Annotated in this window: 28 protein-coding genes; 10 read left to right on the forward strand and 18 right to left on the reverse strand. The window is 67.0% G+C overall.

The annotated features are described in order from the left end of the window. The first annotated feature begins 149 nt into the window (after window positions 1-149). Complete coding sequence (locus tag RJQ01_RS03360) at window positions 150-1,118, forward strand: NYN domain-containing protein (RefSeq protein ID WP_350475297.1); 969 nt, start codon at window positions 150-152, stop codon at window positions 1,116-1,118. 9 nt (window positions 1,119-1,127) lie between these two features. Here RJQ01_RS03360 and RJQ01_RS03365 read toward each other — a convergent pair whose 3' ends face one another. Beyond that, complete coding sequence (locus RJQ01_RS03365) at window positions 1,128-1,697, reverse strand: cysteine hydrolase family protein (protein WP_350475299.1); 570 nt, start codon at window positions 1,695-1,697, stop codon at window positions 1,128-1,130. A 149-nt stretch (window positions 1,698-1,846) separates the two neighbouring features. On the opposite strand from RJQ01_RS03365, the gene RJQ01_RS03370 reads away from it, so the two are divergent. Both RJQ01_RS03370 and RJQ01_RS03375 read left to right on the forward strand, forming a co-directional pair. Continuing rightward, window positions 1,847-2,398, forward strand: coding sequence for a type 1 glutamine amidotransferase domain-containing protein (locus tag RJQ01_RS03370; RefSeq protein WP_350475300.1), 552 nt, complete (start codon window positions 1,847-1,849; stop codon window positions 2,396-2,398). 111 nt (window positions 2,399-2,509) lie between these two features. After that, a complete protein-coding gene (locus RJQ01_RS03375; RefSeq protein WP_350475301.1) occupies window positions 2,510-3,652 on the forward strand; it encodes an AI-2E family transporter in 1,143 nt (380 codons plus the stop codon). A 10-nt stretch (window positions 3,653-3,662) separates the two neighbouring features. Here the strand turns inward: RJQ01_RS03375 and RJQ01_RS03380 are convergent, their stop codons facing one another. The 5 genes from RJQ01_RS03380 to RJQ01_RS03400 form a co-directional block, all read right to left on the reverse strand. Beyond that, complete coding sequence (locus RJQ01_RS03380) at window positions 3,663-4,196, reverse strand: DUF1697 domain-containing protein (RefSeq protein WP_350475302.1); 534 nt, start codon at window positions 4,194-4,196, stop codon at window positions 3,663-3,665. A 19-nt stretch (window positions 4,197-4,215) separates the two neighbouring features. Continuing rightward, entirely contained in the window at window positions 4,216-4,722 is a 507-nt protein-coding gene (locus tag RJQ01_RS03385; protein ID WP_350475303.1) for a hypothetical protein, read from the reverse strand. 50 nt (window positions 4,723-4,772) lie between these two features. After that, window positions 4,773-5,081 carry a DUF1905 domain-containing protein gene (locus RJQ01_RS03390; RefSeq protein ID WP_350475304.1) on the reverse strand — a complete coding sequence of 103 codons (309 nt, stop codon included), beginning with the start codon at window positions 5,079-5,081 and terminating at the stop codon, window positions 4,773-4,775. A gap of 95 nt (window positions 5,082-5,176) precedes the next feature. Then, the gene (locus RJQ01_RS03395; protein ID WP_350475305.1) at window positions 5,177-5,932 is read right to left on the reverse strand and encodes a YidC/Oxa1 family membrane protein insertase; all 756 of its coding nucleotides are present in this window, start codon (window positions 5,930-5,932) and stop codon (window positions 5,177-5,179) included. A gap of 109 nt (window positions 5,933-6,041) precedes the next feature. Beyond that, window positions 6,042-6,344, reverse strand: coding sequence for a hypothetical protein (locus RJQ01_RS03400; protein WP_350475306.1), 303 nt, complete (start codon window positions 6,342-6,344; stop codon window positions 6,042-6,044). A 63-nt stretch (window positions 6,345-6,407) separates the two neighbouring features. On the opposite strand from RJQ01_RS03400, the gene RJQ01_RS03405 reads away from it, so the two are divergent. Both RJQ01_RS03405 and RJQ01_RS03410 read left to right on the forward strand, forming a co-directional pair. After that, on the forward strand, window positions 6,408-7,052 hold the full coding sequence (locus RJQ01_RS03405) for a hypothetical protein (protein WP_350475307.1): 645 nt from the start codon (window positions 6,408-6,410) through the stop codon (window positions 7,050-7,052). A gap of 104 nt (window positions 7,053-7,156) precedes the next feature. Continuing rightward, the gene (locus tag RJQ01_RS03410; RefSeq protein ID WP_350475308.1) at window positions 7,157-7,537 is read left to right on the forward strand and encodes a nuclease-related domain-containing protein; all 381 of its coding nucleotides are present in this window, start codon (window positions 7,157-7,159) and stop codon (window positions 7,535-7,537) included. A gap of 81 nt (window positions 7,538-7,618) precedes the next feature. On the opposite strand, the gene RJQ01_RS03415 is transcribed toward RJQ01_RS03410, so the two are convergent. The 5 genes from RJQ01_RS03415 to RJQ01_RS03435 form a co-directional block, all read right to left on the reverse strand. Then, the gene (locus RJQ01_RS03415) at window positions 7,619-8,572 is read right to left on the reverse strand and encodes an IS481 family transposase (protein ID WP_350475309.1); all 954 of its coding nucleotides are present in this window, start codon (window positions 8,570-8,572) and stop codon (window positions 7,619-7,621) included. Window positions 8,573-8,607: 35 nt separating this feature from the next. Continuing rightward, complete coding sequence (locus tag RJQ01_RS03420) at window positions 8,608-8,919, reverse strand: DDE-type integrase/transposase/recombinase (RefSeq protein WP_350475310.1); 312 nt, start codon at window positions 8,917-8,919, stop codon at window positions 8,608-8,610. A 145-nt stretch (window positions 8,920-9,064) separates the two neighbouring features. Next, window positions 9,065-9,718: a luciferase domain-containing protein gene (locus RJQ01_RS03425; protein ID WP_350475311.1), complete on the reverse strand. Its 654-nt coding sequence runs from the start codon at window positions 9,716-9,718 to the stop codon at window positions 9,065-9,067. Beyond that, window positions 9,715-10,401, reverse strand: a complete 687-nt coding sequence (locus tag RJQ01_RS03430) for an O-methyltransferase (protein WP_350475312.1) — start codon at window positions 10,399-10,401, stop codon at window positions 9,715-9,717. The genes RJQ01_RS03425 and RJQ01_RS03430 overlap by 4 nt, the downstream gene beginning before the upstream one ends. A gap of 7 nt (window positions 10,402-10,408) precedes the next feature. Continuing rightward, entirely contained in the window at window positions 10,409-11,008 is a 600-nt protein-coding gene (locus RJQ01_RS03435) for a TetR/AcrR family transcriptional regulator (RefSeq protein ID WP_350475313.1), read from the reverse strand. A gap of 97 nt (window positions 11,009-11,105) precedes the next feature. Here RJQ01_RS03435 and RJQ01_RS03440 point away from each other — a divergent pair, with 97 nt between their 5' ends. Together RJQ01_RS03440 and RJQ01_RS03445 are read left to right on the forward strand one after the other, a co-directional pair. Next, window positions 11,106-11,426, forward strand: a complete 321-nt coding sequence (locus RJQ01_RS03440) for a MoaF N-terminal domain-containing protein (protein ID WP_350475314.1) — start codon at window positions 11,106-11,108, stop codon at window positions 11,424-11,426. Window positions 11,427-11,476: 50 nt separating this feature from the next. Continuing rightward, the gene (locus tag RJQ01_RS03445) at window positions 11,477-13,039 is read left to right on the forward strand and encodes a glutamate synthase-related protein (protein WP_350475315.1); all 1,563 of its coding nucleotides are present in this window, start codon (window positions 11,477-11,479) and stop codon (window positions 13,037-13,039) included. A 271-nt stretch (window positions 13,040-13,310) separates the two neighbouring features. Here the strand turns inward: RJQ01_RS03445 and RJQ01_RS03450 are convergent, their stop codons facing one another. Further along, window positions 13,311-13,622, reverse strand: coding sequence for a putative quinol monooxygenase (locus RJQ01_RS03450; protein ID WP_350475316.1), 312 nt, complete (start codon window positions 13,620-13,622; stop codon window positions 13,311-13,313). Between the two features lie 133 nt (window positions 13,623-13,755). Here RJQ01_RS03450 and RJQ01_RS03455 point away from each other — a divergent pair, with 133 nt between their 5' ends. Both RJQ01_RS03455 and RJQ01_RS03460 read left to right on the forward strand, forming a co-directional pair. Beyond that, window positions 13,756-15,849 (forward strand): nuclease-related domain-containing DEAD/DEAH box helicase, encoded by a 2,094-nt coding sequence (locus RJQ01_RS03455; RefSeq protein WP_350475318.1) that lies wholly within the window; start codon window positions 13,756-13,758, stop codon window positions 15,847-15,849. 7 nt (window positions 15,850-15,856) lie between these two features. Next, the gene (locus RJQ01_RS03460; protein WP_350475319.1) at window positions 15,857-17,293 is read left to right on the forward strand and encodes a restriction endonuclease; all 1,437 of its coding nucleotides are present in this window, start codon (window positions 15,857-15,859) and stop codon (window positions 17,291-17,293) included. An 80-nt stretch (window positions 17,294-17,373) separates the two neighbouring features. Here RJQ01_RS03460 and RJQ01_RS03465 read toward each other — a convergent pair whose 3' ends face one another. From RJQ01_RS03465 to RJQ01_RS03475, 3 genes are all read right to left on the reverse strand, one after another. After that, a complete protein-coding gene (locus RJQ01_RS03465) occupies window positions 17,374-18,831 on the reverse strand; it encodes an ATP-dependent nuclease (RefSeq protein ID WP_350475320.1) in 1,458 nt (485 codons plus the stop codon). A gap of 642 nt (window positions 18,832-19,473) precedes the next feature. Next, complete coding sequence (gene gatB / locus RJQ01_RS03470; RefSeq protein ID WP_350475321.1) at window positions 19,474-20,994, reverse strand: Asp-tRNA(Asn)/Glu-tRNA(Gln) amidotransferase subunit GatB; 1,521 nt, start codon at window positions 20,992-20,994, stop codon at window positions 19,474-19,476. A gap of 10 nt (window positions 20,995-21,004) precedes the next feature. Further along, entirely contained in the window at window positions 21,005-21,667 is a 663-nt protein-coding gene (locus RJQ01_RS03475) for a DUF6498-containing protein (protein WP_350475322.1), read from the reverse strand. A 128-nt stretch (window positions 21,668-21,795) separates the two neighbouring features. Between RJQ01_RS03475 and RJQ01_RS03480 the strand changes: the two genes are divergently transcribed. Continuing rightward, on the forward strand, window positions 21,796-23,268 hold the full coding sequence (locus RJQ01_RS03480) for an HNH endonuclease signature motif containing protein (RefSeq protein ID WP_350475323.1): 1,473 nt from the start codon (window positions 21,796-21,798) through the stop codon (window positions 23,266-23,268). Between the two features lie 83 nt (window positions 23,269-23,351). Here the strand turns inward: RJQ01_RS03480 and gatA are convergent, their stop codons facing one another. The 3 genes from gatA to RJQ01_RS03495 form a co-directional block, all read right to left on the reverse strand. Next, a complete protein-coding gene (gene gatA, locus RJQ01_RS03485; protein ID WP_350475324.1) occupies window positions 23,352-24,860 on the reverse strand; it encodes an Asp-tRNA(Asn)/Glu-tRNA(Gln) amidotransferase subunit GatA in 1,509 nt (502 codons plus the stop codon). Window positions 24,861-24,871: 11 nt separating this feature from the next. After that, window positions 24,872-25,171, reverse strand: coding sequence for an Asp-tRNA(Asn)/Glu-tRNA(Gln) amidotransferase subunit GatC (gene gatC, locus RJQ01_RS03490; protein WP_350475325.1), 300 nt, complete (start codon window positions 25,169-25,171; stop codon window positions 24,872-24,874). A 77-nt stretch (window positions 25,172-25,248) separates the two neighbouring features. Continuing rightward, window positions 25,249-25,701 (reverse strand): hypothetical protein, encoded by a 453-nt coding sequence (locus tag RJQ01_RS03495; RefSeq protein ID WP_350475326.1) that lies wholly within the window; start codon window positions 25,699-25,701, stop codon window positions 25,249-25,251. Window positions 25,702-25,824: the final 123 nt, after the last annotated feature.

Raw genomic sequence — 25,824 nt, forward strand, 5'->3', positions numbered from 1 at the left:
TCAGGAGGGAAACTAGTACGCCGAAACCCGCGAGTACCACTCGGCTCGTTCGCAATGCGAATGAGCCGCCTGAGCCTGCCTTCCCACCCGCGGTCAGCAGGACTGACAGGATGGAGCCACCACGCACCTCACCCTGAAGGAGCCGACCCATGGCTGAACCGTTCGAGGGTCGCGTCGCGGTCTACATCGACTTCGACAACATCGTGATCTCCCGCTACGACCAGGTGCACGGCCGCGGCGCGTGGCGCAAAGACAACGTCTACCGGCTACCCGCGGGCCTCACGGGCGCGACGGACGAGATCAAGGACAAGCTGCGGCACGCCGAGGTCGACATCAGCGCGATCCTCGACTTCGCGTCGAGCTTCGGCACGATCGTGCTCTCGCGCGCCTACGCGGACTGGTCGATCGGCGTCAACGCCGCCTACCAGGGGCAGCTCATGGAACGCGCCGTCGACCTCACGCAGCTCTTCCCGGCCACGCAGCAGATGAAGAACGGCGCCGACATCCGCCTGTCGGTCGACGTCGTCGAAGACCTGTTCCGCCTGCCCGACATCACGCACGTCGTCATCGCCGCGGGCGACAGCGACTACATCGCGCTCGCGCAGCGCTCCAAGCGTCTCGGCCGCTACGTGGTCGGCATCGGCGTAGCGGGCGGCACGAGCAAGTCGCTCAAGGCCGCGTGCAACGAGTTCGCCGACTACGACGGCCTGCCGGGCATCCGCCCCGCATCGCGCATCGCCGCCGATCTCAGCAGCGCGGTCGAGGCGGAGGACGCGTCGGATGCGGCCGACGCCGCAGCCGCCGAGGGTAGCGCCGCGACCAAGCCGAAGCGCCGCCGGGCAACGAAGGCCGCGACGACGTCGACCGGCGCGGCGAAGCAGTCTCCGCAGGATGAGGCGACCGGGCTGCTCGTGCGCGCCCTGCGCCTCGCGCACGAGAAGGACGACAGCGACTGGCTGCACAACTCGGAGGTGAAGAAGCAGATGGTGCGCCTCGACCCCGCCTTCAACGAGAAGGTGCTCGGCTTCTCCTCGTTCAGTGCGTTCGTGAAGTCGCGCGAAGACGTGGCTGAGCTCGACGAGAGCTCGCAGAACCGCCGCGTGAGGTTGCGCGACTAGCTGTCGGGGTCAGCGACGGCCCTGCAGAACCTCGGCCGTCGAGCGCACGGTGGCGAACTCTCCGTGCAGGTTCGCCGCGGTGACGCGCGCGAGCTCGGTGGCCGGGATTGTCGCGCCGTCGAGGTCGACGGCGTCGAAGGTGTGGGTCGCGTCGAGCACGAACGTGGTGTCGTAGCCCAGGTTGCCGGCCATGCGGGCCGTCGTCTCGCAGCACTTGTTGGTCTGGATGCCGCAGATCGCCAGCTCGGTGATGCCGCGCTCCTGCAGCCACGCGTGCAGGTCAGGTTCACCGTAGAAAGCCGAGTTGACGCTCTTCGTCACGAGCACGTGGTGCGCGCCGTCGATGCCGGGCTTGAAGACGTTGCCAGGCTGACCGGGGCGCAGGGGCGAGCCCTCGCTCACCGAGTCGTGGCGCACGAGCACGACCGGGTCGCCCGCATCGCGCCATGACTGCAGCAGGGCGAGGATGTTGGCCTCGCAGCCGGGGTTGTCGCGCGCACCCCAGCGCGCGTCGTCGAAGCCGCCTTGCACGTCGACGACGATGAGGGCGGGCCGGGCTGCAGCAGGAGCGGAGGGCATGACGTGAGCCTAGTGCGGGCCGGTTCCTGAGCATCCGCCGACCGCGGGGCTGGACGCGGGCTGAGCGCGCGCCCCACGCGGCCGCGTTCCTGCCTAGCGTGGAAGGTGACTAACGAACCACTCACCACGCTCACCAGGGGGACACCACCATGGCTCACGACATCACCGGCAAGACCGTCGCTTTTCTGCTCACCAACGGCTATGAAGACAGCGAGCTGACCGAGCCGTGGAAGGCCATCACCGAGGCGGGCGGCACAGCCGTGCTCGTCTCACCGGCGGGAACCTCTGTCGCGGGCAAGAAGGGCCACATGCAGTCGGTCGACCAGCCCGTCGGCCAGGCGGATGCCGACAGCTTCGACGCGCTCATGCTGCCCGGCGGCGTCGTCAATGCCGACCACCTGCGCATGGACGCCGACGCGGTCGCCTTCACCCGCGCGTTCTTCGAGCAGCACAAGCCCGTGGGCGTCATCTGCCACGGCGCATGGATTCTCATCGAGGCCGACGTCGTGAAGGGCCGCGAGCTGACGAGCTACCCGAGCCTGCGCACCGACCTCGTCAACGCCGGTGCCGAGTGGGTCGACGAGGAGGTCGTCGTCGACGCGGGACTCGTCTCCAGTCGCACTCCCGACGACCTGCCCGCCTTCTGCGCGAAGCTCGTGGAGGAGGTCGACGAGGGCGAGCACGTCGGCCAGACCGCCTGATGACTGCTGAGACGCGCTCGACGCGAGCGGTCTAGTCTGGTCGGGCGTCGCGCTGCGCTGTGCGACGCCCCACCAGCGTCCCTGACCACGTCACCGGAAGGACGGCCCCGCATGATCTTCCGTCGAAAGCTCGGGACCGGCTCTCCTGAGGACGAGACACCGCGCACGTCGTTGCGCGAGATGTGGACGGACCGGCTGGGCGCGCTCAGCACGCGCAGCCTGCAGATCCTTCTCGTCATCACGCTGACGGCGCTCATCGTGTTCGCGATGGTGCAACTGCGCATCGCCGTCATTCCGCTGCTGCTGGCGATCATCATTGCCGCCGCGTTCAGCCCCGTCATCCGCTGGATGCGCGCCCGCGGGCTACCCGCCCTCGCCGCAGCGTGGATCACGCTGCTGGGCTCCCTGCTCATCCTCGGTGGCATCGTCACCGCGATCGTGTTCGCGGTGCGCAGCCAGTGGACCGAGCTGTGGACGCAGGCGCAGACGGGCTTCGACCAGCTCATCGAGTGGGTGCAGGGCCTGCCGCTGCCTCTCGACACGATCGACTTCGACGAGCTGCGCGACCAGGCGATCGACTTCGTCACGAGTGCCCAGTTCGGCTCGGGAGCGCTCTCGGGAGCGGTCGCGGTCGGCGAGTTCGTCACAGGCTTCCTGCTGTTCCTCGTCATCCTGTTCTTCTTCCTGAAGGACGGCGACAAGATCTGGGCATTCTTCCTGCAGCCGCTGAAGGCGAAGCAGCAGGCGCGCGGGCAGCGTGTCGGGCGCACGGCCGTGACGACTCTCGGCGGCTACATTCGCGGCACGTCGATCATCGCCCTCGTCGATGCCGTCGGCATCGGTATCGCCCTGTGGATTCTCGGCGTGCCGCTCGCGCTCCCCCTCGCGGTCATCGTGTTCATCGCCGCGTTCATCCCCATCGTCGGTGCGACCGTGGCGGGAGCCCTCGCAGCGCTCGTCGCGCTCGTCGCCGTGAGCCCGTTCGTGGCGCTGGTGGTGGTGATTGTCGTCATCGCGATCAACCAGCTCGAAGGCAACCTGCTGCAGCCGGTCGTCATGGCGCAGTCGCTCAAGCTGCACCCGCTCGTGATCCTGCTCGCCCTGAGCGCGGGAACGATTCTCGGCGGCATCGTCGGTGCCGTGCTCTCGGTGCCGATCGCGGCGACCGCGTGGGCGATCGTCAAGACGTGGGACACGCCCGACTGGCAGCTCGAGCAGCCGAAACCGTTGCGCCGCACGGCCGCGAAGGGCTAGCGGCGCCGGGCTACGGCGCCTCGCCCGCCCGGGTCTCGAGTTGCGCGACCGTGCGCAGGTTGCGCGCCGTACCCACGACGTCGAGGGCGCGCAGCAGGCGGTCGGTGCTGAGCGTGGCCCGCCCTGCGCCGTGCACGAATCGCACGTGCAGGTGCTCGCCGACGACGGCCCACTCGTCGTCGCCCGTCTCGACGGCCTGCGCCGCGTCGACCGCGGCAGCGGCGGGCACCGCGTCGAGGAACGTCACGTACGAGCGGGCGGGGTCGTCGACGTCGAGGGGATGCTCGCGCAGAGCATCCCGCAGCTGGGCAGGCGTGCGGTGCATAACCTCCCGGTCGAAGCCGTACCTCTGCCGCACGGCTGCGCGCAGCTCATCGGCGAAGGCTGCGGGGTCGCCCGGAGGCGTGCACAGCAGGTTGCCGGAGGTGATGTAGGTGCGCACGTCGGTGGCACCCAGTTCGGTCGCGAGGGAGCGCAGGTCAGCCATCGGCAGCTTCGCAGTACCGCCGACGTTGACGGCTCGAAAGAGGTAGACGTCGGTCACGACGCCCAGTCTGCCAGCGTCAGTGCGGTCGCCGCGCGGGGCACAGCGAGACGTACAGTACCGCGAGCATGACGAGCCCCGCGTACTCGTTGAGGGCGGCGCCCGGAGCGGTGCCGAGAGTCTCGAGGGGCTTGAGAGTCGCGGAGACGAAGCGCAGCACGGGCTCGATGGCGAGCGCGAGGGCCATGAAGGGCACGAGCCCGCGGTAGCGCGCGACGAGCACGATCATGACGAGCGCGAGCAGCAGTTGGATGGCACCCCACTGGCCGAACATGGCGACGATGTTGTCGGCGCCGTCGACGCTCAGGTCGACGGAGGCGATCGAGCCGGCCCCGCCGTCGGGGGCGAACAGGTGGATGGCCGAGCGCACGGCGACGAGCAGAAGGTAGGCGGCGAGCAGCCAGGTGGCCAGTCGCGGGCCGTGGAAGGTCGCGGGGTCGGCGGGCAGGAGCCGGGAGAGGTCGGGCACCCAGCGAGTGGGGAGCACGCGCGTGCGGGCAGGTGAAGCCGTGTCGGGTTCGCTCATGAGGCCATTCTGCTGAGGTCAGCGGCGCGCTGCGGCGATTCTCGGCGGCTTCATGGGCGCAGGTCGACGAGCTCGAGATGCACGCGGGCGACCGTGCCGACGCTGAGGTTCTCGGCCTCACGCACCGCCTTCTTCATGGGCAGGATGTACGCCTCGCGGCTCGAGTCGGGGAAGACGCTCGTCGCCCACTGGCTACCGCCGACCCTCACGCGCACGCGCACGCTGCCGAAGCCGCGCGTGAAGCCCTCCATACGCGCGGCGATCTCGTCGCTCACGTCGACCGGCACGGTGAGGAAGTGCCAGGCGGCCTTGCCCTCCCACTCCCAGAGCTCGGCGGTGAAGTCGTACGCGATGGCCATGCGGCTAGTCTGCCCGCTCGCGCATCCATCGGGCCCGTATTGCGATCACCCTGTCTAGTGGCGCCCATACGGGACCGATGGATGCGTGCCCTGCACTACGCGCCGGGCGTCCACTCCGCCTCGCTCCACAGCACGCGGCGCAGCACGGGCCGCTCGATCGCGCTCCACAGGCTGCTCACCGCGAGGTAGATCGCGGCCCCGAACGGCACGATGAGGGCCGGGATGATGGCGATGAACGGCAGGATGCCGAGCATGGGGGCGACTGCGGCGGGAATCTCGGGGGTGGGCAGGCCCTGCTGGAGCATCCGCATGGCGCGCCGTTGCAGCAGCCCCGAGAGGGTCAGCAGCACGATGACCGATGCCGTGAGAACGATCGCGCCCGCCCCGCCCGTGACGACGGCGAACCCGAGCGCGTCGCCGAAGCCGACGCCGAGCAGCTCTTCGACGCGCAGCGGGTTCGGCTCGCCCGCGATCGCCGGGCTCGCGAGCACGAGGTAGAGCAGCGACACGATCGGGGCCTGCGCGAGCATCGAGCCGAAACCGGCGACCGGCGAGACTCCGGCGTCGCGGTAGAGCTCCATGGTGCGGCGCTGCAGCTCCTCCGGCTTCTTCTTCCACCGTGTGCGCAGGGCGGCGAGGGCGGGGGCGAGCCGGCGGCGGGCGCCTTCTGCGCGCACCATGCGCACGGCGAGCGGGATGAGCAGCGCGCGCACGGCGAGCGTGATGAGCACGACAGCGAGGGCCGCGGCACCTGCCCCGGCCAGGGGTTCGAGCAGGTCGATGAGGGTGTGCAGGCCGGCGGCGCCGAGCTGCACGAGGGGCCCGATGAGGGGCCAGGTGGTGATATCCATGAGGGTTCTCCTGAGAATCGAGGGAGTGCGGAGGCGTATGGCCGCCGCATCCCTCACGCTCAGAGAGCTCGAGCGAGGGTGCGTGGTGAGGGCAGGTGCGGGTCTGCGCTCAGGCGGCCGGGAGGGCCGCGCCGGGAGCGCGCGCGAGGGGGCGCCCCGCCGTCAGAGGATGCGCAGGCTGCGCCTGCTCGCCGAGCGACTCGCGGTGGGCCCGCGCGCGGCTGCCCACGGCGAGCTCGACGCGGGCAAGGGGCCGCGCGGCGGCGCGGGCCAGCAGGGTGAGGCTCGCGGCGAGCAGCACGCCCGTGGCGAGCGCCGACGCCGTGTCGAGCGGTGAGGCGTGCCCGAGCGCGAGGGCGACGAGCAGCGCGCCACCGCCCGCGAGGGCGAGGCGCTGCAGCTGCTCGATCATGCGGTCATGCTACTGCGGCGGGCTATGCCCGCGCCGAGCGTGGTGCGCGTGCCATCCTGAAGCGTGCACCCCGCTCTTGCCGACCCGAAGATCAACGCGCCGCAGTGGCCGTGGCTGCGCCTTCTGGCGGCGGCGGGCATCGCCTACGCGGTCCTCTCGGTGCTGAGCCGGCTTGCCCGCACACTCACCGAAAGCGGCCTGGCCGCGCTCGTCTTCGTGGCCGGTGCCGGTGCGATCGTCGTCCTCCTCGTCGCGCTCGCGTTCACGGCGCTCGCGGTGCGCACCCTGCGCGCCCTCGAGGCCGGCCTGCCGCCCGAAGGCCCCGACCGGATGCTCTTCCCCACCTTCGGCTTCGGCACGACGGGCATGCGGCTCCTGGCGATCGACGGTGCTCAGGCCTCGCCGCGCGGGCTGTGGGGCTGGAAGCTCGTGGAGATCACGCCGCACGGCGTCCACGTGCACAGCCACCCCAAATACCGAGACGAGGCGCGCTTCTTCGCCGCGTCCGAGATCGAGGATGCCGCGCTCGGCGCCATCACCGACGGCATGCTCCGCATCCCCACCCTGAACCTCGCGGTCGACAGCGGGTCGGGCGTGGTCGGCCTGCCGCTCGGGCTCCTGCGGCACCCGCTCGCGGTCATGAGCGTGGAGGAGCGTCAGGCCGCGCTCGCGCGGGTACGGCAGCTGCTCGGGGTGCCGCGGGCGTAGCGGGTTGCCCCCGCTCAGGGGGTGCCGCTGCCGCGCCCCGCCGTGCAGACTAGAGCGAGGCTCGGGTTCCGCGCAGAGGTGGCCTGAGCGGCACGGGGGGCGGCATGAGCGAGGCAGGCAGGTCGGCGGGCGTCGAAGCCCATCGACTCGTGGCGCTCGCCGACGCCCACGACGCGCGTGCGGCTGCTGCCCGAGAGGCCGCCGAGCGCTGGATGATCGCCCACCGCACCGAGCGGCAGGTAGCCGGCACGCTCGCGCCGTTGAGCGCGTGCGGCTTCACGTTCTTGCACGACCGCGGCTGGCCGGGCGCCCGCCGTGGCAGCCGCGCGCAGATCGATCACGTGCTCGTCGGGCCGGGCGGCGTCTTCGTCGTCGACACGAAGGGCTGGAAGGACGTCACCGTCGCCGGAGGACGCATCTTCCGCGGGCAGGCAGACGTCACCGATGACCTCGCCGGGCTCGCCGACGGGCGCTTCATGTTCTGATGCTGCTCCGTGTTGTGAAACGCGGCTAGGGTGAGCTCTTCGATCACGGTCTCGAGTGCTTGAGCTAGATGTATTCGGCAGTCACGTTGGTGACACTCGGCTGACCGGCGTGGCCCCGATGGCTGAGTGGATGCGTCGAGTGTTGTAGTACTCAAGCCAGGGCGCAAGCGCGGCAGCGCGTTCATCGTTGAAGGTGAACACCTGCCGGTATGCCCACTCGATCTGAAGGGTTCGGTTCAGGCGTTCGACTTTGCCGTTCTGCCAGGGGCAGTGCGGGCGGATGAAGACCTGTTTTGCGCCGAGTGTGGTCGCTGCCGCAGCGAGGGACTTGCGGTAGGCGAGAGCGTTGTCGGTCATGATCCGCTCGATGCGGGTGATGCCGTGCCTGGCGAAGTATTCCGCGGCACGAAGCAGGAACTGCGCGCACGTGGCGCTCTTCTCATCGCCGAGGATCTCGGAATACGCCAACCGGGAGTGGTCATCGATCATCGAGTGCACGTAGTCGAACCCGATGCCGCGACCTCGAACCTGTTCGCTGCGTCCGTGCGCGCGCCAGCCGCCACCGTCCGGGATCCGGCCGAGTTTCTTCACGTCCATGTGGACCAGCTCGCCGGGCCTGTCGCGTTCGTAACGCAAGCCGGTTCGGCGGGAGGCTCGGATCACGATCCCGGTCAACGGGTCGCACTCCCTCAGCAGCGGCACGGCATGCCGGTGGAGGATCGCGCCGATTGTGCGGGTTGGGATTCCCAACTCCTCGGCAAGCCTCGCTGGCCCGACACGGCGCTGTCGTCGCAAATCCAGTACCTGCCGCTCGAGGTGAGCCGGCGTCCGATTCGGGGAGCTATGCGGACGCGAGGAGCGATCCTGCAGCCCCGCGGCGCCTTCTTGCCGGAAACGGCCGACCCATCGATGAGCGCATTGGCGCGAGACTCCGAGCTCGGCAGCGACATGGGCGACCGGACGGCCCTGACCGATCACGCGATCGATCAACAGCAGCCTCCCGCGTACGTTGAGGCGAGCATTACCGTGGGACACGAGACCTCCTGGCAGTGAAGAACTAGACAGCTCCACTAAGCCAGGAGGTCTCCCTGTCTCACAACGGTCGAGTCACCAACGTCCCTGCCGAGTACAGCTAGATCGGTGATCACTTCGTCGGGTTCACCGTGAGCGTTGAGCGCTCCTCGGAAGAACCCCCGCGCTGCCACGAGATCGCGTAGTCGTGAGACGTACACGTCGATGACTTGGCCGCGCTCATTAATGGCTCGGTAGACGTACCGCCACGTGCCCGCCGCCTTCACGTAGAGGAGTTCTTCTTCGTGAAGTTCGATGCTTCGGAGGAACGAAGCGCTCGGACGATCGTGGCAATGTCTTAATTGGACCATGCGAGTCTTCGTTGCGCTTCGAGGACAACCTTGGTGTCGATGACTCCTTCGGGCGCTGGCCAGAGGTCTCGGCGGTCGGGCGGTGAACGACAGGACCTCTCAACCTCGTTGATGCGGGAAGCCGCCCCTGGGTCTTTGACCTTGTTTAGTCGAGGCTTACAGGATCGAGTTCGACGCCGACGATGTAGTTGTAGGCGTCAATGACAAGTTGTAGGGCTACGTCGGCTTCGGCGAATGTTTCCGGGACGTAGATCATGACGACGCCGTCCCAAAAGTTATCGCGCTCGACTAGCGGGTGAAGCTCTCCCCATTGTGTTTCGTTGACTTCGAGGGCGCGGTCGACGGGCAACCACAGATGAAGGCTGCCATCGGGGTGAAAGTGGCCGAACTCTCGTCCGCCTGGGAGGACCTCAGGTCTTGCCAGCTCAAGGTCGTCGGACAGCAGAAGACTTCGTGCACCGGGGAGAGACAATGAAGACTCGCCTTCGTCGATTCCGGGAATCGAGAACACGCTGCGTCGCAACTCTGCATCGACGTCTGGAACCGGTACTGCATCGGTTTGGATATGAGGCACGCTGCCGGTCGTCTGGCTGCGGGGGCCTTCCCGAACCGGCAAGACCACAAGGCCATCGCTCCCACTCGACGCGGTGGAATCAGCAATGCCCTCTGTCGTGACTGCTTCGGCGGTAGGGGCGGCAGTCGCTTCGTCTGCGGCTTGTGGCGTGTCGCTGCTGCAGGCAGCGAGGAGCAGCAAGACGCCGAGCGACAAGTACCGGGCTTGGTATGGCCAGAGAGTCATGCTCTCGATACCTGTTCGGTAGGTGTACCAGTCCAGATCGAGTACTCGGTTCCGCCCTTCAGCGTGATCGATGACGAGACGAATCCGTGTGCTGGATCGCGCACCCACGTTGGGTACGGATGGTCCTCGTCGTCGACGTTGTCGGCGATCACCAATGCCCCCGGCCGGAGGTTGGGGATGAGTAGTTGAAGGATCTCGGCGTAAAGGGCCGGGCCACCGTCGAGCAACACGATGTCGACGGGGCCCCCTGGGTCCTTGAGGGTCTGTCGGGCGTCGCCGGTTCGAATGTCGGCGAGGTCGCCGAGGCCTGCCGTTGCGAGGTTCTTTCGAGCCGTCGCAGCCTTCTGCTCAATGAGCTCGGAGCCAACGACGGTGCCAGCGCCGTTGTCCCGCAAACCGGCAGCGATGTAGATGGCCGAGATGCCAAAGGACGATCCGAACTCAACAACCCGTTCTGGTCGTACAGCGCGGACGGTCTGGTAGAGGAATCGTCCCTGCTCGCGGTTGACAGGCAGGTAGAAGTCTTGAAGCTTGTCGTACCAAGCCTCGGGTGTCTGATCGCTTCCGTCTTCGGCTTCTCGAGTGGCCCTGATCGTGCTGCGAAGTTCGGGCATCTGGGCGTCGGCCTCTGCGTGGAGGCGTTCCAGGAGTTCCGACACGGTGGGGACGGCAAGTGAGTTCATGATGTCGTCACTTCAGGGCTGAGGGGTGTTCGTGGGCGAGGAACCGTTCGACCGTGCTGGTGATGAGGTCGTCGGTGATGCGCTCTCGGAGCATGACGTGTTGGTGGAACAGCGGGCCCGCAAGGGTTGCGCAGGCTTCGTCAACGTCGATCGAGGGGGAGAGTTCGCCCCGATCCACGGCGGCGGTGAGGATGTCGTGAATCGGTTGGAGTACACCGTTCACGAAACGCTGTTGGGCGGGGACAAACGTTTGGTCTTGGTTGGCGTAGGTGAGGAGTGCAGCGAAGAGTTGCCGAAATGGTCGCTTGGCCATTCGGGCACGGAGGCTGGAGAGCGCCCCGGCGAGGTCGGCTTCAAGATCATCGGTGACGGTCGTGGGCGCGTGCGGCGAGACCACCGAGTCGACTGTGTCGAGTAGCAGGCTGGATTGGTCTGGCCAGTGGCGGTAGATCGTTGTCCGTGCGACACCCGTCTCTTGGGCGATACGCATTGCGGTCACTTCACTCGCCCCATGCCCGACGAGCAGATTGACGGCAGCGTCGAGGATCACTTGGCGCACCCTGGTGGTGCGGGGGTTCTCGCCTTGGTGCGTCGTCGGGTTCGCCATCTGGCCTCCGATTCCACGTTGCGGTTTTAGACTACAATCTGTAGCTTTAGCTACATCATGTACTTTAGCTCAATCTTTCTCGCCACGGAGGTAACCCGTGACTCAATCTGATCCGATCGCTCGCTTCGATGGGAAGACCCTTAGCTACACCTACGACAACGGCTGGGACTTCAGCAATAGGTTCGAAGGCAACATTCGCGTCACCATGAGTCCTCGTCGGGGAGAGTTGCGCGAACCAGTGCAGATGCGAGAGCTACGTCCAGACGTTTTCCTCGTTTCATGGATCGACGGCGAGATGGGAATGCTCGCTCAGATCATCGATCTCGAGAACGGCACCGTCCTCGCCACGATCCCATCCGAGGATGAGCCGAACACTACCGAAATCATCAGTGCCGCGATCTCCAGCTTCGTCGGCTGACCACCTCACAACAACGCTCGTGACCCCGTACACAACTCTGAGGATCCACCATGTCTCAACCGATCATTGCTGACAACTCACCGAAGGCTGTCGATGTGAAGGCGGGTCATGAATATCACTGGTGTGCGTGCGGCCAATCGAAGAACCAGCCGTTTTGTGACGGTTCCCACGCGGGAACTGAGTTCACGCCTGTCGCCTTTACGCCCGACGCTGACCGTGAGGCATACCTGTGCGTCTGTAAGCGCACTGGCAGCGCACCGAATTGTGATGGCACCCACACCCAGTTCACGGCCGATCAGGTCGGCACCGACGGCACAGGCGGAGACCCGGTAGAAACGCCAGTTGCTCGAAGCGACTCGGGCAGTCCCGTCGCTCGGGCCACTCCAGAAGAGCCAACCGTGGCGTTCATTCATGAACTCGCTCGCGACGGGCTCTCGAAAGTCGGCCATCACGGCCCGATGACCTCGATGGGTGTGCCCCGCAAGGATCTGCCTCATTGGGACGATCTGCAGATTATGGCCGCCCAAATGGCGACCAAACCGCTGCTCGAAGACGTCGACGTCGCCACCGAGCTGATCATGGGCCCGGAGGCTGACAAGCCGCTTCGACTCGAGATTCCGTTGTTCGTTTCCGACATGAGCTTCGGTGCGCTCTCGGAAGAAGCAAAGGTCTCGTTGGCGAAGGGCGCCGAACTCGCCGGCACCGGAATCTGTTCGGGCGAGGGCGGCATGCTCCCAGAAGAACAAGCAGCCAACTCCCGCTACTTCTACGAGCTTGCAAGTTCGAAGTTCGGTTACCGCGAAGATCTACTTCCGCTCGTGCAGGCGTTCCACTTCAAGGGTGGTCAGGGTGCCAAGACGGGAACAGGCGGTCATCTTCCGGGTTCGAAGAACATTGGCAAGATCTCCGAAGTTCGACAGATCCCGGAAGGCGAATCAGCAATTTCGCCATCGACGTTCACCGACCTGGATTCAATCGACGACTTCCGTCGGTTTGGTGATCGGGTCCGCGAGGTCACCGGCGGTATCCCCATCGGTATGAAGCTGAGCGCAAACCACATCGAAGCTGACATGGGTTTCGCTCTCGATGCTGGTGTCGACTACATCATCCTCGATGGTCGTGGCGGTGGAACTGGAGCGGCTCCGGCGATGTTCCGTGATCACATCAGTGTCCCCACGATTCCCGCCTTGGCTCGCGCCCGTCGATTCCTCGATGAACGCGGAGCAAGCGGACGGGTCACGCTCATCATTACCGGCGGTCTGCGTGTGCCGATCGACTTTGTCAAAGCCATGGCTCTCGGCGCAGACGGAGTCGCGGTGTCGAACTCGGCCATGCAAGCAGTCGGCTGCGTCGCTGCACGAATGTGCAATTCAAACAACTGCCCGGCCGGTATCGCCACGCAGAAGCCTGAACTGCGTGCTCGTCTCGATGTGGAGGCGGCGAGCCAGCGTCTCGCCACATTCTTTGGGGCATCGACGGAGCTCATGCAGGTCATGGCCCGGGCGTGTGGGCACGACCACCTTGGCAAGTTCACCAAGAACGACCTCGCCAGCTGGGACGACAGGATGGCCAAGCTCACCGGCGTTCGCTACTCGGGATTCACCAAGCCATGAACCAGCACGTACCCTGAAGCGCCCTGAGTTTGGTGGAGACTCCTGACGTCGGAAACGAGGATGGAGTCATGGTGTCAATTCAGGGATCTGGGAAGCTGACTGCACGTCGATATTCGCCCGAAGAGAAAGCCCCAGCGGTGCGCATGGTGCGAACCCTGCGGGCCAAGCTAGGGACCGAGCACGGGACGGTATAGCCCGAGCCGGTGGTAGCGCCGCACGGCACTGAGCGTGGCGCCCGCCCGTTTGGCGGGCTGCCGGGCGGTCCGGACCTTCAGCCCAGGTCGTCCCGCAGCGGTGACCCCGCGACCTCGAACCGGTACCCGCCCATTTGGCCCGACAGCATCGGGCGCGCCTCGGCGATCGCAGCCTGCACCTCGGGCAGCTGCAGCGACGCGGCATGTTGCTCGGCGCTCTGCCACAGCTCGACGACGAAGACGGTGTTGGGCTCGCTCTCGTTCACGCCGACCTCGTAGAGCAGGCATCCGGCGCCCGCAAGCGCGGCATTGCGCCGGGTGAGGATGTCGACGAGAGATTCCCGATGGCCGGGAGTCGCTCCGAAGGTTCCGACATTCGCGAAGGTCATGCGGTGACGGTAGCAGGCGCGCCCCCACCTCAGGGGGTGCCGCTGCCGCCGCGCAGCCGACAGACTGGAGCGAGGCTCGGGTTCGACGCTTCGGCGACACCCGGCGGCAACGGGGGCGGCAATCGGGGGCAGCATGAGCGAGGCAGGCAGGTCGGCGGGGGTCGAAGCCCACCGACTCGTCGCGCTCGCCGACGCTCACGACCAGCGTGCGGCTGCGGCCCGAGACGCCGCGGCGCGGTGGCTGATCGCCCACCGCACCGAGCGGCAAGTGGCCGGCACGCTCGCGCCGTTGAGCGCGTGCGGCTTCACGTTCCTGCACGACCGCGGCTGGCCGGGCGCCCGCCGCGGCAGCCGCGCCCAGATCGACCACGTGCTCGTCGGGCCGGGCGGCGTCTTCATCGTGGACACGAAGGGCTGGCGCGATGTGACCGTCGCGGGCGGGCGGCTCTTCCGCGGCCAGGCGGACGTCACTGACGACCTGGCGGGGCTCGCCGATGTGGGCGTGGGCACCGAGGCGGTGCTCGCCGAGTTGGGGCTCGCTCCGGGTGAGGTGCGCGTGGTCGTGGTGCTCGCCGGTTCCGCGATGGAGGCGGTAGCGCTCTCGAGCCTGGGCGGCCTGGTGGTGGTCGGCGAGAGGCGAGCATCCGCGTTCATCAATGGGTTCGGGCGCCGCCTGACGGAGCGCCAGCAGCATGCCGTGCTGGGCGCGGTCATGGCGCACTTTCCGCCGCTCGGCGAGGAGGCCGTGCCGCTTGATCTGAGCGTTCCCGACCCGGTGATCGAGGAGCCCGCGCTGCTGACGGTCGACGAGGTGGCCGATACGTTCCTGGCGGGGATGCTCGCCGCCCCGATCGAGGAGTGGATGGCCTTCCTGCACCCCGATCAGGCGAAGCTCGTGCGACGCAGCTTCTCGGGCCCGGCGAGGATTCGCGGGGCCGCCGGCACGGGCAAGACCGTCGTCGGGTTGCACCGGGCTGCGTACCTGGCGCGCGGCACGACGGGGCGCGTCATCGTGACGACATATGTGCGCACGCTGCCCGACGTGCTCTCGACGCTGCTGCAGCGGCTCGCGCCGGAGGTCGCCGACCGCGTGGAGTTCACGGGCATCCACCAGTTCGCCATGCGGGTGCTGCGCGAGCGCGGGCACCGGGTCGAGCTCAAGCTGCCGGAGGCGACGCAGGCGTTCAACCGCGCGTGGGCGGTCGTCGGTCGCACCGGTCCGCTCGGTGCGATCGACGCCAACAGCAAGTACTGGCAGGACGAGCTGCTCAAGGTCATCAAGGGCCGCGGGCTGACGAGCTTCGAGCAGTACGCCGACCTGGCCCGCAGCGGGCGGCGCCGACGACTGGGCGTCGACCAGCGCCGCGAGGTGTGGCGGCTTTACCTGCAGTACGAGCAGAACTTGCGCGCCGCGGGAGTGGTCGACTTCGAGGACGTGATCCTGCACGCCGAGGCCTCCCTGCGCGAGCGCCCGCTCGAGGGCATCAGCGCCGTCGTGATCGATGAGGCGCAAGACCTGTCGTGCGTCATGCTGCGCATGCTGCACGCCCTAGTCGGCGACCGCCCCGACGGCCTGACGTTGATTGGCGACGGCCAGCAGACCATCTACACGGGCGGCTACTCGCTGTCGGAGGCGGGCATCTCGGTCGCCGGTCGCGGTGTCGTCATGTCGACGAACTATCGCAACACCCGCGAGATCGCGTCGTTCGCGGCGCAGATTGTAGAGGGTGACGAGTTCGTCGACATCGAGGGCGGGCCGGGCCGGGCGGATGCCGCGCTCGCTGTCCCCCGCACCGGCCCCTCCCCCGTGCTGTCGTCCTTCTCGTCGCACGCCGCGCACGATGCCGCCCTCGTCGCCCACGTGCGGACGCTTGCGGCGTCGGGAGTCGATGCCGGCGACATCGGCGTGCTGACCGCCACGAATCGGGATGCCCAGGCTCTCGCCAACGCGCTGCGCGTAGCCGGGTTCGGCGTGGTCGAGTTGACGACCTACTCGGGGTCGACGGCCCCGCTTGTGAAGGTCGGCACGATCAAGCGTGCAAAGGGTCTCGAGTTCAAGCACGTGCTGCTCGGGCGCGTGGTCGGCGAGTTGCTCGCGCCGGCGGTCGAGGGTCTCGACGATGGGGCGCGCGAGCGCCGTGAGATCGAGCGGCGGGAGTTGTACGTCGGCATGACCCGCGCCCGCGACGGGTTGTGGGTTGGGTCAATCCACAACTACGGGAGATGATGAATCCGTGACAAGTCCCGGTGTCGACGACTTTTTCGAAGCAGAGGAACTCGAAGAGCGAATTCAGGCCGTGACCGACCACCTCCGAGATGGATTGCGCTCGGCGAGTCTGCTCGTCGGTTGGACGCCGACCCTGGTGCTATCCGCACGGGCACTGCGAGGTCGACCGAGACCTATTGCAATGCCCCGCTTTGATGAGTTGCCCCATCTGGGCGCGTGGGCAAGCACGTTCTGGGGTGTCTACAGTCGCAAGCGTCGGTCGCGCGAGTACGAGCGAAACGAGCGCCTGATGCGTGCGTGGAACACGCATCAAGCCCACTGGAAGAATCAGATCGAACTGCGCGGCAAGGAGATTGAGCAGTTCGATGCCGCCATCGAGGCTCGAAAACGTGCCGCCGACGAATACAACCTGCGAGCGCTCCAACTGCGGAATGCGGCTAGCGAGGGAGATCGCGAGTCGCAGTGGGAGTACAGCAAGCTACTCGTAGCCGAGTACTTAAAGAGGAACTTGCCGAGGGATCGTCTGCGCGCTTCTATCTCGTTTGAATCCAAGCGGGCGGTGCTCGAGGTCGAGGTGCCGAACGTTTCGATTGTCCCCCGCGAGAAGTCAGTTCGACAGCTCAAGACCACGGGCGAGATCCGATACTCCAACCGAACTGATGCTGACGTTCGAAGGCTCTATTCGGGCTTTCTCGCGCAGGTTGCGCTGTCGACGGTCAACGCATTCTTCGTGCTCACTGGCGATGAGCTTGTTGAGACGGCTGTCGTCAACTTGTATGTAGTCGCCCCGGACCCGGCGACGGGCCAAGTCGGCGAAACGACGCTCCTCAGCCTGATGGCGTCTCGACGCGAGATCGACGAAATCGATCTATCGGCCGTCGACCCGGTGACCTGTCTTCGACACCTCTCAGCGACAGTGTCGAGGAGTCCCTCGGAGGTGGTGCCGGTTCGACCCATCGCGTCCGTGGACATGTCAGATGCACGGTTCGTCACCGAGGCCGATGTGCTCAGCACGCTAGACACCAGGCCGAACCTGATGGAACTGTCGCCGACCGAATTTGAGTCTCTCGTCCAGAACCTCTTCGCCAGCATGGGGCTCGACACCAAGCAGACCCGAGCCTCCCGAGACGGAGGGGTCGATGCAATTGCGTTCGATCCGCGACCGATCATCGGCGGCAAGATCGTCATCCAGGCCAAGCGGTACAAGAACGTCGTTGGCGTCAGCGCTGTTCGGGACCTGTTCGGAACCCTTCAGAACGAGGGCGGCAGCAAAGGCATCCTCGTGACCACGAGCGGCTACGGCAAGGCCAGCTTCGAGTTCGCGAAGAACAAGCCACTAGAGCTGATCGATGGTTCGGGGCTGCTCTTCTTGCTCAAGGAGCACGCAGGTATTGATGCCCGAATAGTCGTTCCGGAGGATTGGCGGGATCCGGCGACCGACTAGCCTCCAACGCGGCAAGAGGTAGGCGTTGGAACAACCCGCGCGATGGGGTAAAGCGCGCGATCAGCTGAGATCAGTGATGGCTATCGACGATCAAGTACGACCGACTTGATGAACTCAATAACACCATCGAAGTGGCCCTGCGTCGAGTCTTGGGCCCAAGTGCGGCATGCCTCCATCTCAACGATCTTTTCCGACGTATTCGTCTCCTTGGCAAGGACTCTCGCGTAGTCATGATGGTTTGCGATGCCCGCGAGCGTATCGTCAACCTGAACGCCATATGTCTGCGCGAAGTATGACTTCACGCTCTCGTGTTTGAAGACGACCTTCTCGGGCACGTCATCGCCAGGGAGAGCATGAATAGCGCCCTCACCAGCGTGCGTCTGATCAGTGTCGCTTATTGCTACGACACGCCGGCCTGCCGACGCCAGCACCCGAACAGCAGGAGCGAGTGACGCGACATCTCCCGCGTTTACAAAGCCCAATCCAGAGAGCAGGTCAGGCTCGAAGTGTCGCAACATCTCGCGGACCATAGTTTCAGCGAACTCATCCTCTACGCAGATGGTCGCGACAGTGCCGGCGCCACTGTTGAGGTAGGAATCGATCTGGTAAGTGCTGAGACCAGGAGTGGCAGTGAGCGATCCCGTCGTCTCACGACGGAGCAGCACGACCGACTCACGCCCGAGTTCGCTCATGATCGCCCTGCTGTGGGTGGTCATCACGACTTGATGCCCGCGACGATCAACTACATCAACCAGGTACTGGGCGAATCTCCGCTGGGCCTCACCATGAAGAGACGTCTCTGGCTCCTCGAGTATGAAGAGGCTGTTCTTCGCGGCCGCCTCCATCGTTGAGATCACGTAGAACATCCGAGCCTCGCCGAACCCCATGTTGTTCTCGGAGTATCGTTGCGGCCCACGCTTGACCATGGCGAGTTCGCCAGATTTTCCCGGGATGGATACCGCTGTGAAATTTGCTTCTTCGTAGTCGAGGCCCATCACGAACGACAACTGCTTTCGCGCAACCTCCGTGATGGCCCGCGACTGACCCCTCTGTAGCCGCGCGCCGCCGTAAACCGAGAAGTCGCGCTTCTCGATCTTCGGAAGGAAGTAACTGATCCCTACGTAGTAGACCGCGCGCTCCGGCTGGCGCTTGTAGCCAGACCACTTGTCCACGACCCGAGTCACAGTCAAGCGTTGTGTACCATCCTCATCCGCGTACTCGTAGCGAACCTGCGCTTCGTCGGTGAACGGACGCGGGTCGACCACCGACACCGGGAACCAGCTCACGACGTATGACCGAGGCGGCCAGCCACCAGAAGGAGATCTGTATGCAGCAGCCAGGAGTTGAGCCAAGGATGTCTTGCCAGTTCCATTCAGCCCGGAAAGAGCCAGGATCGGAGAGGTGAACTCGAGTTGCAGAGAGTCGACACCCCGGAAACCCGAAACTTGAACCGACTCGATCAGAGACCCGAAGTTGGCATAGCGAGATGATCGCTTGAACTTGTTGCGCAGATGGCGCAGGTTGTCATCATGACTCATATCTCACCTCGGGTTAGCGACAAGGTATCAACATTGCGATGACCGTTTGGGATTGGCTCGCGATCTCCGAAGTTGGATATTTGACCCCGCATCGACCTGAGGCGAGCAGCGCGAACACCAGCCGACTCATAGCTCTCGTGTGGGATCGACGAGACCTGACCCCTACTTGATAGGCCAATTGCGCTTGATTGCCCTATGGCGGCTAGGTTCGATCGCCAATTCAGGCTCTGAACCCTGCCTATCGAGGAGTGAATCTTCACCGATCGGGTCCGGTCCGTCTACCCGTCGTCGGCACCCATCTCGCAGCGACGTGAACTCATGGCGAAGCTCCCACGTACGGTTCACGGCGACACGTCGTCGTTGTTCTTGGCATGGCGCGTTGACGTTCATTGCTCCAAACGGGCACCTGGAGTGCCGATGTCGGTGGTGCAAGGCATCCTGTTGGAGAGGCGAAAAGTGCTCGCCGACCACGGTTAGGAATAGTCATGAAGACATCGGCATACCACTCGAGTCACCAGTCCGACCCGGACGTCTACCACGACCACAGCGATTGCCCGAGCGGACAACAGATCCCTCGGCAGAACCGCATGTCGGGCACTGGCGGCTATCCTCGCTGCGGCCACTGCAAGAACATGGGCTGATCTAACCGGAGGTCTGAGCCCGCTCCAAGACGAGCTCGCGCACGCGCGCCGCATCGGCCTTGCCACCCATTGACTTCATGACCGCGCCGATGACGGCTCCGGCGGCCTGCACCTTGCCGTCGCGGATCTTCTCCAGCACGTCAGGCTGCTCCGCGAGCGCCGCATCCACCGCGGCGATGAGAGCACCGTCATCCGAGACGACCTCGAGACCTCGGGCCGCGACGACCTCGGTCGGCGTGCCCTCCCCCTCGATGACACCCTCGAGCGCCTGGCGGGCCAGTCGGTCGTTGAGCGCACCCGACTCGACGAGCTGCACGATCTCGGCCACGTGGGCTGCGGTGATGAGCGACGCCGGTTCGGCATCCCGAGCGTTCGCGATGCGGGCGATCTCGCCCGTCCACCACTTGCGGGCCTGCTGCGGTGACGCACCCGCCGCAACCGTGTCGGTGACCTCCACGAGCAGGCCGCTGTTCACGACGTCGCGGAACTCCAGATCGGTGAAGCCCCACTCCTCCTTCAGGCGGCGGCGTCGAGCCGCGGGGGGCTCCGGCAGGGCATCCCGCAATGCGTCGATGAGCGCCTGCGTCGGCACGACGGGCAGCAGGTCCGGCTCGGGAAAGTAGCGGTAGTCGTCGGCGTCGCTCTTCACGCGGCCCGCCGACGTCACGCCCGTATCCTCATGCCAGTGGCGGGTCTCCTGCTGAATCGAGCCGCCCTTCGCCAGGATCGCCGCCTGGCGCTGAATCTCGTAGCGCACCGCACGCTCCACAGAGCGGAACGAGTTCACATTCTTGGTCTCCGTGCGGATGCCCAGCTCGACCTGCCCGCGCGGGCGCAGCGACACGTTCGCATCGCAGCGCAGGTTGCCCCGCTCCATGCGCGCCTCGCTGATGCCCAGCGCCCGCACCATGTCGCGGATCGTCGACACGTACGCCTTCGCGATCTCCGGCGCGCGGTGCTCGGCGCCGTAGATCGGCTTCGTCACAATCTCCACCAGCGGCACGCCCGCGCGGTTGTAGTCGACGAGCGAGGACTCGGCGCCCTGGATGCGGCCCGTCGAACCGCCCACGTGCGTGAGCTTGCCGGCATCCTCCTCCATGTGGGCGCGCTCGATCGGGATGGCGACGAGCGTGCCGTCCTCCAGCTCGACCTCGACCTCCCCCTCGAACGCGATCGGCTCGTCGTACTGGCTGATCTGGTAGTTCTTCGCCAGATCCGGGTAGAAGTAGTTCTTGCGGCTGAACGTGCTGCTCGGGGCGATCTGGCAGCCCAGCGCGAGGCCCAGCGAGATCGCGAACTGCACGGCCTGCTCGTTGACGACCGGCAGGCTGCCGGGGAGGCCCAGGCAGACCGGCGTGATCGCGGTGTTGGGGTCGGTGATGTCGTTGTCGCTCAGCGCCGGGTTGGGGGCGTCGGAGAACATCTTCGTCTTGGTGCTCAGCTCGACGTGCACCTCGAAGCCGAGCACCGGCTCGAAGAGTTCCAGTGCCTTGTCGAAGTCCATGAGTTCTGCGCGCGCCATGCGGTCAATCCTACGGGGGCGGGGTGGCGGCGTCGGTTGCGGTGGGGCGGGCCGCCTGGCCCGCGTGCGCATCGAGACGGATGCTCGCCCTCCGCCTCCGCCTCACCACCAGTGCCGCGGCATCGACGAGGGCGTGAATCGCGATCAGCAGAACGGCCGCTACAGGTGGCCAGCCCGACGCCGCGATGACGACCGCGACCAGGAAGACGGTGAACTGCAGCGCGATGATGCGCGGGTAGACGCTCACCATGAGGGCGAACCCGCCCAGCGTCGGCAGCGGACCGCGCAGGGCGAGGGCTAACTGCAGCACAGCCGCCACGGCAAAGACCCCGAGAATGCCGGGACCGTCGAGCGCAGCATCCGTACCGGCCATCGGCGCCGCCGAGAACGGGCCGAACACCACGGCGACCACCGTGACGACCAGGGCGCCATGCACAATCGTGAAGACGCCGAAGTGGACGACGAAGAGCGCGGCAAGACCGACCGACCCGACCCCATCGCGCCGCCGCGAGCGCAGCAGATACACGACCATGGCGAGCCCGACCGCGATGTTCTCGAACCAGTAGAGCGCGAGAATCTCGCGCCACCCCCAGCCGAAGGCCAGCACCCCCGCCAGCGGAATGACCGTGTAGGCCGCGACGATGAGCAGCCGCAGCACGGTCGACAAGAGCATGGGGAGAGTGTGGCACGAGGCTGCCGTCCAGTCCTGGCCGCTCCTCCACAGGAGCCGATCAGGACTTCTTCTCCACGAGGTTACCTCAACCCCTGTACACCAGTTCGATACTTCGGGAGAATAGGGGTATGTCAGATTCGAACGCAGTGCACGCATCGCTCGTCGATGTGTCGCGCCCGTTCGAGCCGCCGCGCGTTTCCGCGCTGCCCGACGACGAGCTGATCGCGCGGCAGCGCACCCTCGCCGAGATCCGTCGTCGCGTCGACGCGACCGCCGCTACTCTCGCCGCCGAGATCGCCCACCGCTCCCGCCGCGACCTCGGAGGCGAGGGCCTCGCCCAGCGCCTCGGAGTCCGCACCCCCGAACGCCTCGTTCAGCGCCTCACCGGCTCGACGGCGCGGGAGGCGGGCACCATGGTGCGTGTCGGCACCCTCATGACCCCTCCCTCGGCTCCTACTGAGAATGCTGCGCTCGACTCCCCCGACGCCACCGACCCTGCCGACCAGCGTGCGGGAGCCCTGGCCACGCCGTGGCTGACCAACGTCGCAGCAGCCGTCTCCGACGCCCGACTGTCGCTCGACGCCGCCGACGCGATCCGCGCCGGGTTGGGCGAGCCCGACGGGGCACGGGGTGTTGACGCCCAGAACCCGGGTACCGGAGTGACGGTCGAGCAGTTGACCGCTGCGGCTGAGCAGCTCGTCGCCGAAGCCCCGACGTGCACGGTCGAGCAGCTCGCCGCCCGCGCCCGGTATGTGCGCGCCGAGCTCGACGCCGAGGCCGACGCGAGTCGGTCGACCGAGCGCGAGCAGGCCCTGCGCGACCGCCGGTACCTCTACCTCTCGAAGCAGCCCGACGGCATGACCCGCGTCTCGGGCCTGCTCGACCCCGAATCCGCCGCGCTCGTGACCTCCGCGATCGACGCTGCCACCTCACCGCGACGCGGCGGGCCGCGCTTCGTGAGCAGTGAGGGTGTCGATCGTGCAGAGCGCTTGGCCGAGGACCCGCGTTCGACCGAGCAGATCGCCGCCGACACGCTTGTCGAGCTGATCCGCCTCGGTGGAGCCGCCTCGCCCACCGAGTTGCTCGGGGCGCGACCACCCGCCGTGCAGGTCATCGTCGCCGAGCGCGACCTGCGTGCCGACCGCGGGCTCGCCCGCATCGAAGGGCAGAACGAGCCCGTCAGCATCGCCACCGCCGAACGCTACGTCTGCGAGGCCGGCGTCACCCCCATCGTCGTCAACGACGCCGGCGACGTCCTCACCCTGGGGCGCTCGATGCGCCGCTTCAGCCACCGCCAGCGGCTCGCCCTCGCCGCTCGCGACGGCGGGTGCCGCTTTCCCGGCTGCGATCGACCGCCCTCCTGGGCAGAAGCCCATCACATCATTCCGTGGTCAGGAGGCGGGCCGACCGACGTCGACAACGGAGTGCTGCTCTGCCGACATCACCACCTGCTGCTGCACAACAACGGGTGGGGAATCACCCGCGAACACGGAGTGCTGGCCGTCGTGCCACCGCGATCGCTCGACCCCGACCGCAGACCCATCCCCGCCCCCAGCAAGAGCCGAGTCGTCGACCGCGCCCTCCGCGCCCGCGCCGGGTAGCCGTGCGCTCGGGTGGGGACGTGCTCACGTGGGGGCGTGCTCGCGTACCCGTGGACCAGGCGAGACCAGAGCGAGAACCGGGGTCAGCCCAGCGCTGGCGCCTGGGTCCAGAGCGGGCCGCCCCAGTTCGCCTCGAGCAGCTGCTCGACCGCCGCACCGACCGTGTACAGGCGAGCATCCTCGCGCGCGGGGGCCATGATTTGCAGTCCCACCGGCAGGCCGTCCTCGGGTGCGAGACCCATCGGCAGACCCATACCGGGCACGCCCGCGAGGTTCGCCGGAATCGTCGTCACGTCGTTGAGGTACATCGCCAGCGGATCAGCCAGCTTCTCGCCGAAGCGGAACGCCGTCGTCGGCGCCGACGGCGAGACCAGAACGTCGGCCTGCTCGAAGCACGACGCGAAGTCGCGCTGGATGAGTGTGCGCACCTTCTGCGCACTGCCGTAGTAGGCGTCGTAGTAGCCCGCCGACAGCGCGTAGGTGCCGAGGATGATGCGACGCTTCACCTCGGGGCCGAAGCCGGCCTCGCGCGTCGCCGCCATGACATCCTCGACCGTGCCGCCCGCGACCTCGCGGCGCAGACCGAAGCGCACCGAGTCGAACTTGGCGAGGTTGCTCGACGCCTCCGCGGGCAGGATCAGGTAGTACGCCGCGATCGCGTACTCGAAATTCGGCGCACTCACCTCGACGATCTCGGCACCCGCCGCCGCCATGAGATCGAGAGTCTCCGTGAACCGCTGCCGCACGCCCGCCTGGAAGCCCTCGCCGTCGCCATCGAGCTCCTTCACGACGCCGACACGCACGCCCGCTAACGCCTCGCCCGACTGGCCGGCACGTGCCGCCGCCGCCATCGACGGCCACGCGTCCGGGATCGAGGTCGCATCGCGAGGGTCGTGCCCGCCGATCACGTCGTGCACGAGCGCCGCATCCAGTACTGAGCGCGACACCGGCCCGACCTGATCGAGCGAGGATGCGAGCGCGATCGCGCCGTAACGGCTCACGCCGCCGTACGTCGGCTTCACGCCCACCGAACCGGTGACCGCCGCCGGCTGGCGAATCGAACCGCCCGTGTCGCTGCCCAGCGCGATCGGCGCCTCGAACGCCGACACCGCCGCCGCCGAGCCGCCGCCCGAACCACCGGGGATGCGGTCGAGCGCCCACGGGTTTCTCGTCGGCCCGAACGCCGAATGCTCCGTCGACGAGCCCATCGCGAATTCGTCCATGTTCGTCTTGCCGAGCGGAACCAGCCGCGCCGCGCGTAGCCGGGCCACGACCGTTGCGTCGTACGGCGGCACCCATCCTTCGAGGATGCGCGAGCCCGAGGTGCTTGGCATATCCAGCGTGCACAGCACATCCTTGATGGCGATCGGCACCCCGGCCAGCTCGCCGAGAGGTGCACCCGCGGCCCGGTCGGTGTCGACCGCCGCCGCCGTCTCGAGAGCGTCGGCGCTCACGTGCAGGAACGCGTGCACGTCACCGTCGACCGCCGCGATGCGATCCAGGTGCGCCTGCGTCACCTCGACGCTCGACACCTCCCCCGCGGCGAGCCGCGTCGCCAGGTCAGCAGCAGACAGGCGTGTGAGATCGGTCATGATCGGGGCCCCTACTGCTCTTCGCCGAGGATCGCCGTCACGCGGAAACGGCTGCCGTCGTGGTCGGGCGCGCCCGCGAGTGCCTGCTCCGTCGTGAGCGTCACACCGACCTCGTCGGGGCGCATACCGCCCGTCAACGGAATCGGGTGGCTCGTCGCCGGCACCTCCGGCGTCGCCACGCGCTGCACGGTCGCGACCGCGTCGACGATCGCGCCGAGTTCACCCGTCAACTGCTCGATCTCGTCGTCGGTGAGGGCGATGCGGGCCAGTGAAGCCAGATGCGCGACGCGCTCGGGCGTGATCTCAGACATGGAACTCCGAAACGGGCGTAGCAGGCGGGTGGGGATGCCCCCAGTCTACTGAGACGGGTGCTCCACCCCGACGGGGCTCACGCGACCGGGCGGCACTCGCTCTCGCCCGTGAGCGTCATCGCGCTGTCGCTCGCACGGAACAGCAGCAGCTCCCCCACCGTCGACTCGCCCTTCAGCTCGATGACGTTCGACACCTCCATGACGGTCACCTCCAGGCCCTGCTCGCGCCACGCCTCCTCCACCCGGTCGGCCGCGCGCGTCGGCGAGGCAGGACCGTCAGCCAGGCGCAAGGCCGGGAAGCGCTCGCCCGACACCCACAGCGGAATGACGCACTGCCGAGGGGTCGGGTCGTCCCGCACCGACCACGAGCCGCCCGCCGCCGCCTGGGTGTCGTCAAGAAGTGCCACGAAACGCTCGCGCGCCTCCTCGTCCTCCACCGCCGACGGCGTCTGGAGGGTGCACCCGCCGAGAGCGGCGACGCCGAACACCGCCGCCGCGGCGACGATGCCGAACCTGCTGCGTCTGATCATGGCCCTCCGCGGTCAACCTAACACCGGCGTGCGTCAGGCAAACAGCAGACCGTCAGGTCTGCCTGTCAGGCCGCCGACACCTTCCGCATCGGGTCAGCGACCCGATGCCGGCCGCCTCGGGTC

The organism is Microcella sp. (assembly GCF_040286215.1).
GTDB lineage: Bacteria > Actinomycetota > Actinomycetes > Actinomycetales > Microbacteriaceae > Microcella.